This is a genomic window from Aeromonas bivalvium (genome assembly GCF_046078285.1).
Taxonomy (GTDB): Bacteria; Pseudomonadota; Gammaproteobacteria; order Enterobacterales; family Aeromonadaceae; genus Aeromonas; species Aeromonas bivalvium.
In genome coordinates this window covers 69,274-86,608 of the sequence record NZ_JBGXBV010000005.1, presented here as the reverse complement: position 1 = coordinate 86,608, position 17,335 = coordinate 69,274, and the positions used below count along the sequence as shown (strand labels likewise).

Annotated in this window: 14 protein-coding genes and 1 tRNA gene; 9 read left to right on the top strand and 6 right to left on the bottom strand. The window is 55.5% G+C overall.

Going from position 1 to position 17,335, the window contains the following annotated elements; translation table 11 throughout:
* The first annotated feature begins 16 nt into the window (after nucleotides 1-16).
* Nucleotides 17-1,141, top strand: coding sequence for an LPS export ABC transporter permease LptF (gene lptF, locus ACEUCR_RS13000; RefSeq protein WP_042002059.1), 1,125 nt, complete (start codon nucleotides 17-19; stop codon nucleotides 1,139-1,141).
* Nucleotides 1,142-1,265: 124 nt separating this feature from the next.
* Nucleotides 1,266-2,336, top strand: coding sequence for an LPS export ABC transporter permease LptG (lptG, locus tag ACEUCR_RS12995; RefSeq protein WP_042002062.1), 1,071 nt, complete (start codon nucleotides 1,266-1,268; stop codon nucleotides 2,334-2,336).
* 65 nt (nucleotides 2,337-2,401) lie between these two features.
* Here lptG and ACEUCR_RS12990 read toward each other — a convergent pair whose 3' ends face one another.
* Nucleotides 2,402-2,926 (bottom strand): RDD family protein, encoded by a 525-nt coding sequence (locus tag ACEUCR_RS12990; protein WP_408790666.1) that lies wholly within the window; start codon nucleotides 2,924-2,926, stop codon nucleotides 2,402-2,404.
* A gap of 142 nt (nucleotides 2,927-3,068) precedes the next feature.
* Between ACEUCR_RS12990 and ACEUCR_RS12985 the strand changes: the two genes are divergently transcribed.
* From ACEUCR_RS12985 to ACEUCR_RS12975, 3 genes are all read left to right on the top strand, one after another.
* Nucleotides 3,069-3,153 (top strand) — tRNA-Leu (locus tag ACEUCR_RS12985).
* A gap of 114 nt (nucleotides 3,154-3,267) precedes the next feature.
* On the top strand, nucleotides 3,268-4,293 hold the full coding sequence (locus tag ACEUCR_RS12980) for a tyrosine-type recombinase/integrase (protein ID WP_408790664.1): 1,026 nt from the start codon (nucleotides 3,268-3,270) through the stop codon (nucleotides 4,291-4,293).
* Complete coding sequence (locus ACEUCR_RS12975; protein WP_408790661.1) at nucleotides 4,290-5,333, top strand: hypothetical protein; 1,044 nt, start codon at nucleotides 4,290-4,292, stop codon at nucleotides 5,331-5,333. Before ACEUCR_RS12980 ends, ACEUCR_RS12975 begins: the two co-directional genes overlap by 4 nt.
* A 553-nt stretch (nucleotides 5,334-5,886) precedes the next feature.
* Here the strand turns inward: ACEUCR_RS12975 and ACEUCR_RS12970 are convergent.
* The 4 genes from ACEUCR_RS12970 to ACEUCR_RS12955 all read right to left on the bottom strand — a co-directional run bounded on the left by ACEUCR_RS12970 (nucleotide 5,887) and on the right by ACEUCR_RS12955 (nucleotide 10,420).
* A complete protein-coding gene (locus tag ACEUCR_RS12970; protein ID WP_263684851.1) occupies nucleotides 5,887-7,620 on the bottom strand; it encodes a LeoA/HP0731 family dynamin-like GTPase in 1,734 nt (577 codons plus the stop codon).
* On the bottom strand, nucleotides 7,592-9,331 hold the full coding sequence (locus tag ACEUCR_RS12965; RefSeq protein ID WP_263684850.1) for a hypothetical protein: 1,740 nt from the start codon (nucleotides 9,329-9,331) through the stop codon (nucleotides 7,592-7,594). Before ACEUCR_RS12965 ends, ACEUCR_RS12970 begins: the two co-directional genes overlap by 29 nt.
* A gap of 1 nt (nucleotide 9,332) precedes the next feature.
* Nucleotides 9,333-10,127 (bottom strand): hypothetical protein, encoded by a 795-nt coding sequence (locus tag ACEUCR_RS12960; RefSeq protein ID WP_408790657.1) that lies wholly within the window; start codon nucleotides 10,125-10,127, stop codon nucleotides 9,333-9,335.
* A gap of 146 nt (nucleotides 10,128-10,273) precedes the next feature.
* The gene (locus ACEUCR_RS12955) at nucleotides 10,274-10,420 is read right to left on the bottom strand and encodes a hypothetical protein (protein ID WP_408790655.1); all 147 of its coding nucleotides are present in this window, start codon (nucleotides 10,418-10,420) and stop codon (nucleotides 10,274-10,276) included.
* A gap of 110 nt (nucleotides 10,421-10,530) precedes the next feature.
* On the opposite strand from ACEUCR_RS12955, the gene ACEUCR_RS12950 reads away from it, so the two are divergent.
* The 3 genes from ACEUCR_RS12950 (at nucleotide 10,531) to ACEUCR_RS12940 (ending at nucleotide 13,577) form a co-directional block, all read left to right on the top strand.
* Nucleotides 10,531-10,740, top strand: coding sequence for a hypothetical protein (locus ACEUCR_RS12950; RefSeq protein ID WP_203134094.1), 210 nt, complete (start codon nucleotides 10,531-10,533; stop codon nucleotides 10,738-10,740).
* A gap of 7 nt (nucleotides 10,741-10,747) precedes the next feature.
* The gene (locus ACEUCR_RS12945) at nucleotides 10,748-12,268 is read left to right on the top strand and encodes a helicase RepA family protein (protein WP_103244175.1); all 1,521 of its coding nucleotides are present in this window, start codon (nucleotides 10,748-10,750) and stop codon (nucleotides 12,266-12,268) included.
* Nucleotides 12,269-13,016: 748 nt separating this feature from the next.
* A complete protein-coding gene (locus ACEUCR_RS12940) occupies nucleotides 13,017-13,577 on the top strand; it encodes a terminase small subunit-like protein (RefSeq protein WP_408790652.1) in 561 nt (186 codons plus the stop codon).
* A 730-nt stretch (nucleotides 13,578-14,307) separates the two neighbouring features.
* On the opposite strand, the gene ACEUCR_RS12935 is transcribed toward ACEUCR_RS12940, so the two are convergent.
* Nucleotides 14,308-16,134, bottom strand: a complete 1,827-nt coding sequence (locus tag ACEUCR_RS12935) for a hypothetical protein (RefSeq protein ID WP_408790649.1) — start codon at nucleotides 16,132-16,134, stop codon at nucleotides 14,308-14,310.
* Nucleotides 16,135-16,500: 366 nt separating this feature from the next.
* On the opposite strand from ACEUCR_RS12935, the gene ACEUCR_RS12930 reads away from it, so the two are divergent.
* Nucleotides 16,501-17,103, top strand: a complete 603-nt coding sequence (locus tag ACEUCR_RS12930) for a recombinase family protein (RefSeq protein ID WP_408790647.1) — start codon at nucleotides 16,501-16,503, stop codon at nucleotides 17,101-17,103.
* Nucleotides 17,104-17,335: the final 232 nt, after the last annotated feature.

The following is a 17,335-nucleotide window of genomic DNA, read 5'->3' as shown; positions in this document are numbered from 1 at the left end:
ACAAGTTTACTTGGGAATGACTGTGATCGTTTTCCGATATTTGTTCAGGGAAACCCTGAAAACCCAGCTGGCGGTGCTGTTCGTACTCCTGCTTATCTTCGTCAGCCAGCAATTCATCAAGATCATTGGCGATGCCGCCGATGGCGAGGTGCCGACGCGCCTGATCTCCACCCTGATGCTGCTCAACCTGCCCAACATGGCGCTGCTGATGCTGCCAATCAGTCTGTTTTTGGCCATCTTGTTCGCTCACGGTCGTCTCTATGCCGAAAGTGAGATGACAGTGATGCATGCGGTGGGGGTCAGCCCGCGCCGGGTCATGCTGACCACCATGGTGCTGGCCCTGCTTACCGCCCTGGTCGCCGGTTTCAACACAGGTTGGGTCGCGCCGCTCGCCAAGGAGCGGGAGTATCAGGTGATCGACGAGTTCAAGGCCGATCCCGGCATCTCCTTCCTGCAGGCGGGGCGTTTCATGGACCTCGACGGCGGCAAGCTGGTGGCCTATATCCAGGATCTCAATGACAAGGGATCTGTGCTGCAGAAGATCTTCGTGCTGCAGCGGGCTCAGGGCACGACACCGCCCTCGGTGGTGATCGCGACCGAAGGTCAGGTGACGGTGGATGAGAATGGTCTGCAGTGGCTGACCCTGAAGGATGGCTCTCGCTACGAGGGGGACTTCAACACCAGGAAATTTCAGATCTCCGATTTTCGGGAATACAGCCTGGTGATCCGCCAGCAGGAGGCGGAGCATTCCAATCGCAAGTCGGCGGCCAAGCCGACCATGGAATTGTTCGGTACCCAGGACAACCAGCTGATGGCCGAATTGCAGTGGCGCATCTCCCTGCCGCTCTCCATTCCTGTGCTCACCTTCCTGGTGGTGCCCCTGGCCCGGGTCAATCCACGCCAGGGGCGCTACGCCAAGCTACTGCCGGCCATCCTGCTCTATCTCTCCTATTTCCTGTTGCTGTCCGCGGCGCGTTCGGCCATCGACAGCGGCCGCCTGCCCCACTGGCCCGGCATGTTCTGGGTGCCGGTTGCCTATCTGCTGTTGATCGGGGTGCCGCTCAACCTGCAGGGGACCGCCTGGTGGAACGGGGCCAAGGGGCGCTTCTTCAATGGAGGATCCGCCGATGCTGCCAAATAGGGATTCTGCCGATGTGTGACATTCTCGCCAGGCATGTTGATGGGGTCGCCTTTAAGTCGAACCTCTGCGGTGCGCGATATTCCAAGAGAAAAAGCATGATGCTGCAATATAGGAACCTCTGCTGATGTTTGGCATTCTCGACAGATACATAGGCCGGGTCATCTTCATGTCGATCCTGCTGTGCGAGGTGACCCTGGTCGGCCTCTCCGCCCTCATCAAGTATGTGGAGCAGCTCAAGTCGGTCGGTGACGGCAACTATGACATGGTGAGCGCCTTCTATTTCGTCATGCTCTCCATGCCCAAGGAGGCGGTGCTCTTCTTCCCGCTGGCGGCGCTGCTGGGTGGTCTCATCGGCCTCGGCCAGCTGGCGAGCAGCTCCGAGCTGGTGGTGATGCAGGCGGCGGGTCGCTCCAAGCTCAGCATAGTGGTGGCGGCGCTCAAGACGGCCATTCCGCTGATGCTGGTGTTCAGCCTGGTGGGTGAGTATGTGGCTCCCATCGCCAAGCGCACCGCAGACGATATCAAGGCCGGTGCCATGTCCGAGGGGCGACTGACCATCTCGGCGTCCGGGGTCTGGGCGCGGGACGGCAACAACTTCGTCAGCATCAACGGGGTGCGCAACGATGGCGCCCTGACCGGCATCACCCTCTACCGCTTCACCCCGGCGCGCAAGCTGATCGATGTGGTGCAGGCCCAGGAGGGAATGTTCGAGCAGCACCACTGGGTACTGAAATCGGTTCATGCCACCCGCTTCGATGATCCGACCCGGGTCGTGAGTGAGGATCTGCCCCAGATGACCTGGCAATCGGATCTCACCCCCAAGCAGCTGGGGGTGGTCAGCATAGATCCCGAGAACCTCTCCATTTCCGGGTTGCGGGACTATGTCGGCTATCTGGATGCCAACAAGCAGGATGCGGGGCGCTACAAGCTGGAGCTGTGGCGCAAGTTGCTGGCGCCGCTCTCGGTGGTGGCCATGATACTGCTGGCCTCCTCCTTCATCTTCGGGCCGCTGCGCTCGGTGAGCATGGGGGCGCGGATGCTGATGGGGATCATGACCGGCTTCGTGGTCTATGTGAGCGATCGGGTGTTCGGCCCGGTCAGCCTGGTCTATTCGGTGCCCCCCATCATAGCGGCCGTGGCACCCAGCCTGCTGTTCGGCGGTGTGTCCCTCTATATCCTGAGTCGCAGGCGCTAGATAGGGTCACAGTGGCTAGAAACAAGAAAGGGCACCTGGGTGCCCTTTCTGCTGTCTGCTCTTCGTCATGACTTGTCGAGCATGTTCAGGTTCTCATCCTTGCTCAGCACGATGACCTCGCACTCTGCCCAGATGTCCTGAAACGCCTTGGGCCGCTCGCCGCCCAGCAGGCACATCAGGTTGCCCAGACCGAATGCCGCCGTGGCGAGCCGGATCAGTGCCTGGGTGATGCGGATATTGCTGCCATCCACATTCTGGATGCGCAGCCGCCAGGCGCGCATGCCGATGGTCTGGCCGGCCCGGGTCCAGAACCAGACATAGAAACCCATGATCACCAGCGCCAGCCAGGCGCTGTAGAGGGGGCTGGTCAGCAGCCAGCTGGCATCTCTGCCCTCGGGCACGGTCGCCAGGCCGGTGACGAGCAGCAACTGGGCCACCCCCATGCCGATGAAGCCGGCGATCACCAGCAGCGAGATGACCACCAGGTAGTCATAGAGCAGGGCGCCGAGGCGGCGTAACAGACCTGCGGAGGGGTGAGTGTGGACGGGGGGCGTCGCCGGAGGAGGCGTGACTGACTTGCGCTTGGCCATGGGGATTTTCCATCAAGAAGTTGAGGGCATTCTAAGTAACTGGGCAATCGACGGCAAGACGTTGAATAAATGAGCAAACAGCGAGAGGCCTGCGAAAAACACCTTGCATGGTCAGGCGCCATTCGTATAATCCCTCGCAGTTGCCCGGGTGGCGAAATCGGTAGACGCAGCGGATTCAAAATCCGCCGTTGCAAAACGTGTCGGTTCGAGTCCGACCCCGGGCACCATTATTAAAACCCTGTTTGGTCAACAGGTTAACGTGGCAAATGCGGCGTTATGTCTCCTGAGTACTGCGGTTGAAAACCAAAACTTCGTGCAATTTCGTGCAAAGGGTTTCAACCATGGCAAACATTCAAAAAATCACCGGTAAGCGTGGCAGTAGCTATCGCGTACAGTTCATGAAAAATGGCCGTCGAATCGGTCAAACCTTCAAAACCAAAAAAGCCGCCGAAGCCTTTATGGCACAGCTCATTGTTTACGATGACATGGCCGATGCTTTGACGCACTCCAGCCTTTCCACAATCCTCATTGATTCCGCAATAACGGCATTTCTCGACCAGTATAAAGGCCGTGATCGTTCGATCATCCAGCGTCTTGGCTGGTGGGCTGACCGTCTCAAGGGCAAGCCCGTCGGTAAGGTTTCTCGGCAGCACATCAAATCTGCTCTCGAGGCTCTCCAAAAAGATGAGAAAAGCCCCGGCACGCTCAACCGCTACAAAGCGGCCATTTCTTCCGTATTCCAATGGTTCAACGACAAGCACGACGTTAAGCACAACCCCGCCCGTGAAGTTCGCCAGAAGACTGAGGACAATGGTTGCACCCGCTTCTTATCTGATGATGAGCTGTCCCGCCTGCTGAAAGCCGCAAGTGCCAGTAAGTGGGAACGCCTGCATCTGCTTATCCACATGGCTATCGCCACCGGTGCCCGCAGGAGCGAGCTGATCAACCTGAAATGGGCGGACATCGATTTTCAACGCAAAACCGCTCGCCTTCCGCGTACTAAGAATGAGGATCCGCGCATCTTGGCGCTGACTGCATCCGTCATTCAAGAGCTTATGCCGTTCCGCCAGGTGGGCGATGTCTATCTGTTCCCCCACACTTCAGAGCTGCATGGTCCGTTTGAGCATTTCGATCATCACTGGAAAGCATGCCTTATCGAGGCCGCAATCACCGACTTCCGATTCCACGATTTGCGCCATACCTGCGCCTCCTTGCTTGCCATGAATGGTGCCACCCTGTTGGAGATTGCCAACCACTTGGGACACAAGACGCTGGCGATGGTTATGCGGTATGCCCACTTGTGTGTGGCCCATAAATCAGCCCTGACAGAACGTGTTTTTGGTGACATAACGAGCATTGAAAAATGAAAAAATACGAATACAACGATGAAAATGAGGATGAATTTCTACCGACCAAAAGATTCTTGGAGGACTGGCATAAGCAGGACCCACGGCAACAAAATCCTTTTTTGTATGAGCCCCATAGAGCGGACATTCGCAGGATTAAAGGCGTGCTTACAAACTTCCGCAGCTTGTGGGCGGAAAAGATTGTACCACCCGATTGGATGATGGATTTCATGGCCGATGGTGCTGGCAAATTTTGTGCTAATGGTGTGCCATGGCCGACAAATGCAAAGCGATCTCTGTGCCCGCGAGTGGTCGGCATGGTGCAAGTCATCTATGAACGCTTCGGAATGAGCGATGGGGTCAGCGACCAAAAACTCCGAAGCGAAATAGCAGCCGAACTGGATTGCCATCCTCGTACGGTAGGTAACTATCTAACCATCACTGGGAATGACGTCGAGTATCACGTCGACTTCTTTCGGTGGGTGTACCCAGCACAAGATACGCAGGATATGCGCAAAGCTGAACGGTATGAAATGCTCAGCACTCTCACGGAGTTGGCCAAGTATCACTATGATCACGATGAACTTGACCTGATGAAGCTTTGGGTCCCCTTTACGCCGCTTCCGAATGACTTAGTGGAGCGAATTCCTCGGTTTCGCGATGCGAGGCGGCGCATGCGTCGTAAAGAAGAGGATCGCAACACCATACAATTGCTGAACCAAGTTAATGACCTTCAGGAACAATTACTCGAGCACATGCGTGAAATCCTACGGGAAGAAACGCAGGAACTCCTGGACTTTAAATCTCGTTCTACGGAATTGCCGGACCTTTTAAGCCGATGGGAGGACCTTTTGAACCGCTGGCAGGGCCTTCAGGAGCGATGGCATGATCTTGAGGGCCTATGGTTGGAACTTGAGAATCGATGGCAGGAACCTGAGAACCGATGGCAGTACCTTTTGAACCGAAGGCAGCTCATTGTGAATCAATGGAGGGGCCTTAATGACCAACTACTTGGAGTAACCAAAAGCGGTCACTCTGAGCCTGTAAATCATTCTGTGTAACTACCCACTCCATTACAGGTGACCGTTCAAGCGGTCACCCAATTCGACAAGAAAGCGATTCAGGGCAAGCTTCTCAGGGTGTACAGATCTAAATAACTGTTCCGAATAGTAGATCACAGGAGGAAGGGAACTCAGTCCAGTTTGTGCGATCTGATTAGTCGCCAAACAAAACCAATCACACCCAAAGGACTGAGTTGATGGCCATCTTACCACCCATACCGCGGCCACAACTGCGCGCATTCATAAAATCATCCACTCCACCCGTGACCACTTTAGGAACACAGCCTAGGCCAAATTTTGGCTTAGCGGCTGAAACGGCCTTTTCAAACTCACGGCCTGACATACCGCAGTAAATAAGAGTATCTCCTTCCCATACCGCATATACCCCGGCAGCAACTGGCGGCAGGTCCGGATTGGGCCATGCCGAAAACTTTTGCCTCGAAGAGAAATTCACCATAAGCCTGCTAACGTTTGAACTCAGGCCGCGGCCCGTCAGGGACGTCGGCCTGCAGCGAATGGTTGGGCGCCGGCGCCAGCGCCCCTCGCCATTCCTTCAAACAGTCGCTTTCAACCGCGCTGGCGTAGACGCAAGTGCATTCAACTTAGCCTTCACACCCTGAAGCTTGGCCTGATTGGCTCTGATAAAAGCCGAGCGCTCCTCCACCGTTTCCACGATCTTCTCGAACGCCTTGAGCTGTGGTGCAAAGAAATCCAGCAGCTTTTCGTCGTCGCCGATGATGTTGTAGATATCCTTGAAAGCACTTTTGATCACCTCGGCAATCGACTCCTTGGCGCTCTTCAACTCTTGTTCCAGTTCATGCGCTTTGTATGCGCTGAGCAGGTCCGAGGTAAGAGTGATGGCTGCACCTGCAGGGCCTGCCCATTTCGAAATGGCTCCGGCGATTTTAGTCGCCTGCCAGGGCTTGAACTTGATCGCGACACCGGTCACCGCGCTGAGCGCATCGCGGGCCGCGAAGACCGCGCCCTTGATAATGTCTGGGCTCAGATTCGCAATGCCTTTGGCAGCACCACCCATCGACTTCAATGCACTGTCGCCCATGGCATTGAGAAAACTTTCGCTGGAGTTGAGCTGGCGGCCAATATCCTGAGAGATGCGACAGGTCACTTTGGACGATTGATCGAATGAGCGGTCGATCGCACCCTTGATCTTCAGGTTCAGCTTGAAGCCTATGCCTTCCTCGGTGTAACCGAGTTCGTCCTCGAGGAATTCACGAATGTTTTCCAGGCCAAGAGGACGGAGCTTGCCCAGCAAACCTTTTTCAAGGTTCTGAAGTTCCTCGAAGAGCTCGCCAGCCAATCGCTTGACCTCACGGCGGCCCGTGGCAATGTCCTGACTGATGCGTGCCGATTCTTCGGCATTCTGTTCGGCAAAGACCTTGAGTTGCTCCAATTGCTCTTCGGCGCGTAGTACATGCTGGCCGACAACATCCCGCACCACATCCAAGCCTGTCTTAGCGATCAGCATCGCCGGCACATTGTTCCGCAGCACTTCTGTGGTCATGGCTTTGAGGTCGTTGATGCGCGAGCGGCTTTCATAGTGCTCCGGCTTGCCGAACCAGAACGGTAGGCCACGCCCATTGGGGTTGGATGCCAGGCAGACAATGTTCAGCCTGGCCATTTCGTCTGAGCTGAGATTGGCCGCACGCTGCAGTTTGCCCTTGAGGTTGTCCTTCTTGATCGTAGCCTGGGCATCGAACAGCACTTGTTCAGTGAGGTCGGTCACTTCGTCCATCTTGTTGATCACGAAAATGGTCGAGGACAGCTTGTTCAAGTCCCGCAGCACCCACTTGACGATGTCGTAGTGGCTTTCCTTGAGCGGGTTAGTGGCGTCCACCACATACAGAATCAGGTGCGCCTCAGAGATGTAGCGCTTGGTCAGGTCTTCGTACATCACCTGCTCGCCGTCGACACTCTTTTCCTTGTCGCCGAACAGGCCGGGGGTGTCGACGATTTCGCACTTTTCCGGCAGCCCCTCTGGGGAGTAGATGGCCAGGCGGTCGGAGGACTCGTCCATGTCGATGTTCATGTCAGCCATGATCTTGCCCAACCAAGCGGCAATCACACTGGTCTTGCCATCGGAAAAAGCACCGAGCAAGGCGATACGCAGAACGTCGGACTCGACCGCCTGTACCGCCGAGTCTATTTTCTGCAGCTCGCTGCCGACATCCGCGCCCATCTCGCCCAACTCGTCGAGCACTGCTCGCAGTTGCTCCAACCCTTTGAGTGCGGTCTGCTTCTCAGCATTGAACTGTTTGAATTGTTCCATAAGGCATGCTCTCCAGTTGTTCTTTGGTACGGGTCATCAGCGCTATCTGCTGTTCGATGATCTTCAGAGGGCGCCTGAGCGACTCGTCAAGTTGCTGCACACGAGACAACACGGTCTCATCAATTTGCTTGCGCACGGGGGCAAACAGAGTTTTGCGCTCTTCCTTCAAGGCTTTATGTGCTTCAAAACAGGCTTCATCGATCTTCTCCTGCACTTGCCCCTGCGCCTTGCGAATACGCTTTTCCTTGCCGGTGAAGACGCTCAGCAAACTGACTAGGATGCCCACTAGAGCACCGGCAGCAGCGCCTATCAGGTTACCTATCACAGGAAACGCTGTGCCGATACCTGCCCCTGCTAATGCGTAGGAGCCTATGTTGAAGGCCATCCAGCCATAGTCACCCAGCTCAAGGCCAAGGTCCAAGTCAGGTGTCTTGTAATTGATGTTCAGGGTTTCGGTGTCATAGAGAAGCTGCTCGAACTCCACCCGTGCAACGTCCTCCAATAGGCGCTGAATGGCCTGCTGCAGGTCTTTGCCCAAGTCGTCGAGGTACCGCTCGAACTGCTCCTGCAGTTTTTCCTTGAGCGAACTCTGCCGGGTCTTGAAGGCACGATTGATCTGGCTGGAAATAGCGTCGTTGTCGCCGAAATGGCGTTCGACGATATCGTCGGCGTCTTCCTTCAGGCTATTGAACAGATTGTCCCAAAGGTTTCGCCTTCCGGTCATGACCAGCCGTTCGAATCGCTCCATGGAACCCTTGATCGCTTCGCGGCACTTCTCAAACTCTGGCTTGGATCTAGCCACAAATGCTTCATGGGCGGAGTGCAATGATTGCAAGGTCGAGATGTTTTCAACCAGCAGTTCGTACACCTTGGTCTTGTTGCTCTCGACCATGTCTTCGCGGAACGTCGCAAGTTTGGAATGCAGCACTTTGGCGACCGACTTGATCTGGCTGAATTCGTACATCGCTTTCGACGAGGCGAAGTGCTTCTGATAATTGCGCTGCTGAATGACCAAGTCTCGGCCACGGGCAGGGTCGATTGTCGTGCGCCCAGTTTGCGCATCGCTCGCCAGCGACGAAAACGCTAGCAGGCCCTGCACGCAGTAGCCGGGCTGCAAGACCTTGCTGCCCAATACCGAACGCAGCACGTCCTCGGTCTGTTGCAAGGCAGCGGTAGCTCCGCCGTGCGCTGTCAGCGACTCGCGGTCTTCCTCGAACTCGTAGGCATCAGCATTACCACGCACGTTGACCAAGGGACAGACCTGAGTTCCTAGCCGCAGATAGGAACGAATTTTCTCTGCGGTGGCCTTTTCAGGCTTTTTATTGGTGCCGTTCACATAGAGGACAAGATGAGCCTTGGCCACCGCTTCGCGAACCATGTGCGCGTACTTGCTTTCGTCACCCTCGATACCGGGCACGTCGATCAGCTGAAAGCGTTTGCCCTTGTAGTTCAGGGGGTAGAGCGTGTTGCCCTTGGTGAAATCAGCTTCACCAGTGCCGATGATCAGCCCGTCTACCCGGCGTGTTTGAGCCTTCTTACGCTCGTGCGCCAACAACTTGTCATGCAGTGCCGTGAGTTGCTGATTGACCAGGGCATCCAGCGCCGGGGAGCGAGCCTCGATGTATTGGAGGGCAGGCGCATCATCCGAGGAAACAGGCAAGGGCGTTGAGGTAGCCTCATCGAACAGTTCATCGAGTTCATGTCGGGACATTTCAGGCTCCTGCCAACGTCAGGACTGCCGCCACAGCTGAGGCGCCGATCAAAACCCCACCGACGCCGAACAAGGCCAAGCGGACCTTGAAACGCGATATCGCATGCGCTTGCGCAATTTCCAGACGCTGTGAGGTTTCCTGCTGTTCCAGTGCCAGGCGTGCGTTGGACTCCTGTTCGGCGAGATCGCGCTTGGCCCTCGCGTCAGCCTCGGCTATCTGCTGGCGATGCGCTGCTACCTGTTGTTGCACCGCAATGCGTGCCTCAGCCTCTTGCTGGGCAATCCGGGTTCTTGCATCTGCTTCGGCTTGGGCAATCGTGTTTCGTTCCTGGGCTTCGCTCTGAACAATTTGCGTCAGTCGGGCTGTGCTTTGGCAGATGCTGGCCACTTCACCGGTGTACTCACTGTACAAGGCACGCAAGCCTTCGCGGACGTGTTCGAGCTGAGCGGTAAGGGCCTGGGAGAACTGTTCCAGGTCGTCGGCATGTTGTTGCAGCAGTGCCTGGCGGGATTCTTCCTTGAACAGGATGCGCAGAGATTCGATGATCGTGCTCTTGCCCGCGTTGGTCTCACCGAAAAACGCCAGGGTGAACGTGTCCCACTCGGCATGGGTTTTCAACTGCTGCAATTCGCTGTCGAATCGGCCCCGTATGTCACGCAGCTTGTCGGTGATATTACCGATTTCTCGCTTACCATCCTTGTGCTCAACATTGAGCGCGAGAATGTCTGCCATTGCGCTGCCAATGCTGTCCGACACATAGGTATAGAGGCGGTTTAGGTCTTCAGGGGAGTTCATTACGCGTCCTTGTGATGAGGCTATGTCAGGCAGGGGTTCGTTCGGCAATATACTCTGAATCGCCCCTACTTTCCGAGACACTTCCCAGCCGTTCTCGGTAACGGGTCTCGAACTCTACCGGGCTCAGCAGATCATTGGAACCATGTTTACGTTTGCTGTTGCTGTTGTAAATCAACAGTGCCCCACCGCACGGGATGCTTCACCTGCAAGGCCGTTGCTTGCCCCTCCTCACCGTTGTGCATTTCACAATCGATATCGACTTCCGGATAGGTTGGAAAAAAACCATTTTTCATTTCTTTCCAAATGGCGGTCGGATTTGTTGCATCCTGCGTTTGACCAAAACCGCAGTGACTCAAGACAACAAATGTAGGGGTATTAGATGACTAATAGCGAGCTTATTAGCATGACGCAGAATCTGGACAACTGGGTCCCGATGAGCCAGTTGCCGAACATCTATAAGCAGTTTGGCTATTCGACACTGAAGACTCTTTTCTGGAAACGTGCCGACCGCCCCGGCCTGGAAAGGTGTAGCCGTCTGGTGGGGAAACGCCTGTATGTCAACGTGCCGTTGTTCGGCCTGTGGTTGGCAGGTCAATTGCCTGAACAGCAGTAGGTGACGGATGACCAAACCCACTGAAACTCAAGCACAGCGCGGCCCCCGTGCCAATGACGTGCAGAATGTCGTGCAAATGGCGCCCTTCACCAAGTTTTCGGACCTGAAGAGTTTGGGCACCATCGTTATCCATACTGGGCACCAAGCAGACCCGAACGCCGAGAACCGCGAAATCTGGCAGCGTACCAACAATGTCTCCATCCAATCCGCCGACCCCATCACCGGAGAGCAGGAGCCAGTCCAGAGCCTCTACGTGAGCAATAAGCAATTGGAGGAAGGCGGCAAGCTGTATCAGATGGCTGATGGTGACATGACGACCAAGTTAATCATTCATGTTCGCGGTTCCCTCCCAGTCCAGAAGCTGCAACGGCTGGCCTCCGAGCTGCGCAAGCAGGCACCCAATGCCGCCATCTATCGCGGGCGCAATGGTGACACAGCCGAACCCTGGGACAATTTGGTGAATGCCGTGCTGGCTGCTAATGATGAGGCCCATCAACCCGAGTCATTCCCGTTGGTTGCTGGTTATGCCGGGTTTGATCGGCAATCGGCGTATTTGATCAAGGGGCTGCTGCCTGCTGAGAGCATGTGTTCCATCTACGGCCCGTCCGGCTCGTACAAGTCGTTTGCTGCCGTGTCGCTGGCTTGCCATGTTGCGACCGGCAAGGAGTGGGATGGTCGCCGTGTGGAGGAGGGCGCTGTGCTCTATATCGCTGGTGAGGGTGGCCCAGGTGTGTCACGGCGCATCCGCGCTTGGTGCGACCAGTACAACCGTGGTCAGGATGTGTTCAACTTCTACCGCATTGATATGCCGGTATTCATGGCTGATGGTGCCCAGATCGCCCGCCTGAATGCTGCCGTTAATCAGGTGAAGGAGGCTACCGGTCAGCCCGTGCGGCTCATTGTGGTTGATACGGTGGCTCGCTGCTTTGGTGGTGCCGATGAGAATAGGGCTGCGGATATGGGGGCCTTCATCAACGGTTGCGACACAATCAAGGCGCTGACCAAGGCCGTTATTCTTCTGGTTCACCACACCGGTAAGAACGAGGACAACGGCGCTCGCGGCTCCAGCGCGTTCCGTGCTGCCCTGGATGCTGAATTTCTTCTCAAGCGTGAAGTGACAGACGCCCAAGCGTTCACCTTGCTCTGCACCAAAATGAAGGACGGCGACGAGCCCGGCCGCCGCGCATACGACCTGCGTACCCGTGTCGTTTGTTATGACGACGACAACGACGAGGTAACGAGCTTGGTGGTTATCGCTGATAGTCGCGACCCGGCAGACCCTGACGAACTGGAGGATGCTGGCAACGTGACCGTGAACCACAAGGCGCTGTTCCACGTCATCCGGGAGGCTTGCGAAAAGCAGGGAGGGCCCGCCAAGCGGGCAACCATCATCGAGCAGATGAAGGCGGCGGGCACTTGGCACAAAGCCAACGGCTCCCGCTGGTTCAAGAAGCTGATAGATGAGGGGGTTATCGGTTTCGACTCCCAAAAAAAGACAGTCTGGGTAATGGGGAGCGCCGAGGACTAAAAGTGATGGTGAGGTGATGGCCGATGATGGCCATCACTGCAAATAACCAGCCACCATCACTTTCTTGCTTATACGAATAAAGTGATGGTGAAGGGGATAAATTGACCTGAAAACCGCGCGGTTACTGGGATAAGGCGGCCATCACTGGGTCTATTTTTTCAGGTGGTAGTGATGGCGAGTAAAAGTGATGACCTAGTGATGGCGAAGTGGCAGCTATTTCGCGACAAGGCGCTGTCCTAGGAAAAATTCGAGAAGGAGATCCGGAAGCAGGCAAAGCCCGCTAAAAGTATCATGGTCAAAGGTCCCCCAGGGCCTTTTTTCGTTTTTGCACACGTTTTTTCCCGCTGCTGGCCGTAATGCCTTGCCCTGAGTAGCTTAGCGCCGGATGCGTAATCCACTGTTTCAGCTAAGGAGGGCAAGCTGATTTAATTCCGCACATCCGGGCAACGATTATCATCGTCCCCCTGTAGGGCTGGAACCAGTCTACCTCCCTCGTAAATACTGGTCGCCGATGACCAACTTGACCCATTCTCCTATGCATACACAAGATTCCCCAGACTGGCACGGTATCGAACTCGCGTACTGTGCTGGCCGCCAGAGTGTGCGCCAAATAGCGATAGAGTACGGTGTTTCACATACCGCCATTAACAAGCGGGCCAAGACACACAAATGGTCAAGAGTCACAGCACCCGTGAACGCTACCTCATCTTCAGGTATGCCTACGCCCCCTATCAGGGGATCTGAACACGTGGATTTTACAACTCAAGTTATGATCCCAGTTTTTACTCCTCAGGTTTCCACTGTGGAAACCAATACGTCGAATCCCAAGACGGTAACAAGAGGTCGTCGGAGTGCATTCACAAACGAGTTGGGTGAGGCTATATGCAGCGCCATTGCTGATGGAGTGAGTCTACGCGCACTGCTTGCGCGTCCAGGCATGCCGTCCAAATCCATGGTTATGCGCTGGTTGGCTGATGAACGTTACATAGAATTTAGGGACCAGTACGCGTGCGCGCGTGAGGATCTGGCCGACAAACTGGCCGACGAGATCCTCCAGATTGCCGATGACAGCAGTAATGACACCTTTCTCGACGCCAACGGGAACGTAAAAGTTAATCATGATGTGATTGCTCGTGCCCGCCTGCAGATCGATGTTCGTAAATGGCTGGCCTCGAAGTTGGCTCCCAAGAAGTACGGCGATGGGGGGCGGCGAGAAAATTCGGACCTTAGCCACGGGAGCATGCAGGTGAAATCGACAGTCACGTTTGTGCATCCACCCAACTGGGACGAAGATAGCGAGGTTGATTAGGATGACTGATTTTGCAAGATCGAATGAAAGCCCCAAAGCCATCGTGGCAATCTAGTTCGGGACGAAGGGGTCGGAGGTTCGAATCCTCTCACACCGACCAAATTCAACAAGGGCTTAGCTTCGGCTAGGCCCTTGTGCATTTCTAGCCCTCCCGTTCTGTGGGGCATTTGTGGGGCATTTTGTTTTGCTACCCCTTGTTCATCCCCTCCGCAATGGCCTGTTCTTGGCTACTTATCCGCAGTTGAGGGAAGCCGCGCGGTTGCCACAGGTGTGTCTGCCTAGTCTTGCAGCAAGAAGGACGGGGTGATGCGATCTACCTGCAATGGGAAAGCGGGGATGAAGGTTCGCGCTAAGCAAAGTTTTGGGGTGGGGGCGGGCCACGTATGCCCCGCCCCGCTATACGCCGTTTAAAGCTTACTCGTCAGGTGCCATCCCTCGCCATAGGGACATTCATACACACGAAGTAATGTCCCCTGCTCTCGTTCCAGAATGAGTGCACGTCGCTCCGCTGCACTTTCTGAGGCGTACGCCTGCTTCAAACAGTCATTGCAGTGATGCCCTGGCGTGTGCCGATCTGCCGGGCACAAGTGCCAGGATCCGCATCGGTCGCAATGGTAGGGCATCATGCGTTTGCCATAGGATACGAGAGCATGTCGCGCGCCGTCTTCGTGGGTAGGCGCGACGAGGCTTTCCTTGGGCGTTGAGGCAGATTGAGTTGTTGAACATCGCGCTATCCCTCGATGTCCATGACTACTCGAAAAGAGACCTTGATGTTTTTATAGGCCCCCCAAGAAGTTGATCCTATGTCGCCTTCCCAAAAACGCCCGCTAATGTGGCCCTTTTCTTGACACCATTCGTAGGCGTCCCACGCATCAATGAACTCGAGGCCCTGATGTTCTGTCCATGGGATCTGCTCTTTCCATGCCGCATGAGGGGGAAAGTCCTTGATCCAGATTTTGTGAACTCCACCGTTGATGGCTTTGGAGCTGCTGACATTAATTCCGCTGGTATGCGGGAATTCAGCGACGTCCGGACTGGGCTCCAGAAACCTTGGCTCAGACCAATTGACTGCTGATGGCACATCTTGGCGGATAGCCTGTTCGCTTGCTTCTACCAGTGGACGAGGTGGCCAGTTTTCCCACGGAAAATCACCAAACGCCATCGATTCGTAGTGCTTGGAGTAAGCAGGACGAATAGCGCGAAGCTCTTTCTGGGTGAGTAGCCTGAGGCTGACACCAAGTTGCCGCTCGCGCCATGCGCAATAGGCCTGAGCATCAACCCACGACGCGCCGACGGGAGCATCATCAGAGGCTCCTTCATTGGCGCGATCCCAAGGCTCGCGACGTTCACCCTGCCGTTCACCGAATCCGGTTTCCACCAGCATCTGCCGGAATGAAGCGAGGTCGATTAGGTCGCTGACAGCCAGCTTGCGGCCATCAATCTCCACGAGATGAAACCCGCTTGGTAGCGGCCCAGCCCATTTTGCGCGCTCTGGTGATGGCCAAATGCCTTGCTCTGTCAGCCATGTGCGGCGCACATCGACGGACGTTGTGAGTTGCCGCTCCATTATGCTTCCGCCTCGGTCGTAGAAGGCTTGTTCCGCTTTGTGGGCTTCGTCTTCGTCCCAGAACTCTTGGCGGAAATGAATGGCTCGGAGTAGGTCGCTTTCACTCATCAACCTTGACGGCAAATCTGCAATCGCCAACTTGTATGAGTCGGCCACATCTTCCGGCTTGGGCGGTTCAGTTTCCCTGTAGCTACGCCACAGCAGGTCCCAGCCACCGTCATGAGCACGCAGGACGACGAGGCGGTCGTTGTAAGGGAGCACATCAACCCATCCTTCAGGCTGGGCGTCAAAGACAGCGCGGAATGCCAGGACTGCGGTAAAAGTCTTTGCGTGTTGTTTTGCCCGTTCTTCGGGGCCGTAACTTAGCTCCCAGTATCTTTTGTCGACGATAGAAGTAACCGGGCCATGAACCAACTTGTTATCCAGAAAGCCCCACTGGCCCATCAGATCGAGCCGTCGTGCAAACAGATCTTTGCCAAGCTGAGCAGCAACTTCCGGCAACGCATTGATGGACTTGATTGCAGCAGCTGGGACTTGATAGCCATTCCCGTTATCCCAAGTGGACCAGTCCACGCCGTATCCAAGAAATACCCGACGAGGCCGCTGCGCTTGGGATCCGAAGAAAATACGGTCTGCCAACTCGCGAGGGCTTGGGCCGCCATGCTTTGCAAAAAAAAGATCGATGCAGCCACCGTGATCTATCGGAAAGACGCCGACCTGGTTGGTGCAACGGTGCTTTTTCAGGAAGGCTTGAAACTCCGGCCAGCCCTTGTTGAGATAAGTCCCGTGGTCACCGGCAAAGCCCAAGCGGTCGACAATGGCATTGAGGGTGTGTCGATACTTCAAGGGATCGACATCGGGATGAAGCACGCGATGCTTCGCGCCTTCTTTGATGTCTTCGGGTGAGATTCCGCGCAGAGGAATGGCGTGGCCATCGCGCAAAAGAAGGTTGCCGAGACGACGCCCGGAAAATTTGAGGTTATCAGACACTATGTTCTCCTAACAAAATCATCCCCTACCCCAAGGCCGCCAGTATGGGATCGTGATTAAGTTGGATTGCAAGTATGTTGATAACTTGTCGTTCTGATTTTCGAAACGAGGAGAACTTGCTTTCGGCGTTGGCGGCGCCGACGACCCGGCAGGGCGTCTCCGAGCCCTTGAGGTCAAGGTTAAACTAATCGACCAAGGAGAGTCAACGAGGCGAAGTTGATCTAGGGCGACGCCCCTTCTGCTACTTCCCCATTCATCATGGCTCAAAGCGTGTACCTTTTGACCCAGCTAGTCCCCCTTCCCAAATCACTGGCTCAAAGCTGTTGTATTTTATATGAGCCACCCCTACATTTAGAGCCATAGATAATGAGCCAATTAAAGGGACGTATTATGGCTGTGATCGGGTATCTCAGAGTCAGTTCGGGCGAGCAGAGCATTGGGGCGCAGCGTCACAGCATTGAGCAGACTCACAAGGTGGAGACCTGGTTTGCTGATGAGGGCGTATCGGGAGCAGTGAAGGCGCTAGAGCGTCCTGGGTTCGCCGAACTGTTCAAGTTCATACGCAAGGGGGACACGCTGATCGTACCTGCTGTCGATCGCCTTGGGCGCAATACCATCGACGTGCTGAACACGGTTGAGGCATTGCAAGGCAAGGGCGTTTCAATCATCAGTCTGCGGGAGGGATTCGACCTGTCCACCCCCATCGGCAAAGCCATGCTCACCATGTTAGCCGCAGTTGCAGAGCTGGAGCGCTCGAACATCAAAATCCGTCAGATGGCCGGGATCGCTAAGGCGAAGGCAGAGGGCAAGGCGCTTGGGCGTGAAAAGACTATTGACGATGCCGTCGTCGCAATCTGGCGTAAAGAAAACTCAGCGAGCATTAAATTAACCGCAGAGCACTTTGGGATCTCGCCCGCCAGTGTGAAACGCGCTTGTCGGCCTCAAGGTCTGGCGGACCATACAGACTGAATCGCCAAAGGCTCACTCTGCGACCTGCCACCATGACACCAAATCTTGGTCACCACCTCGACTCCATTGATTCAGCAGTCTTTCACTCTAATGTGGTTGCCAGATCTCATTGAATTTGACGAACTCAGCCTCACTGGTCGTAATCGCCCAGTTTGCCAATTTGTCTGCCAACTCATTGCCTTTTATTCCTGTGAGTACTTATGCACCACTCTTTCACAGACGCTCTGTTCTA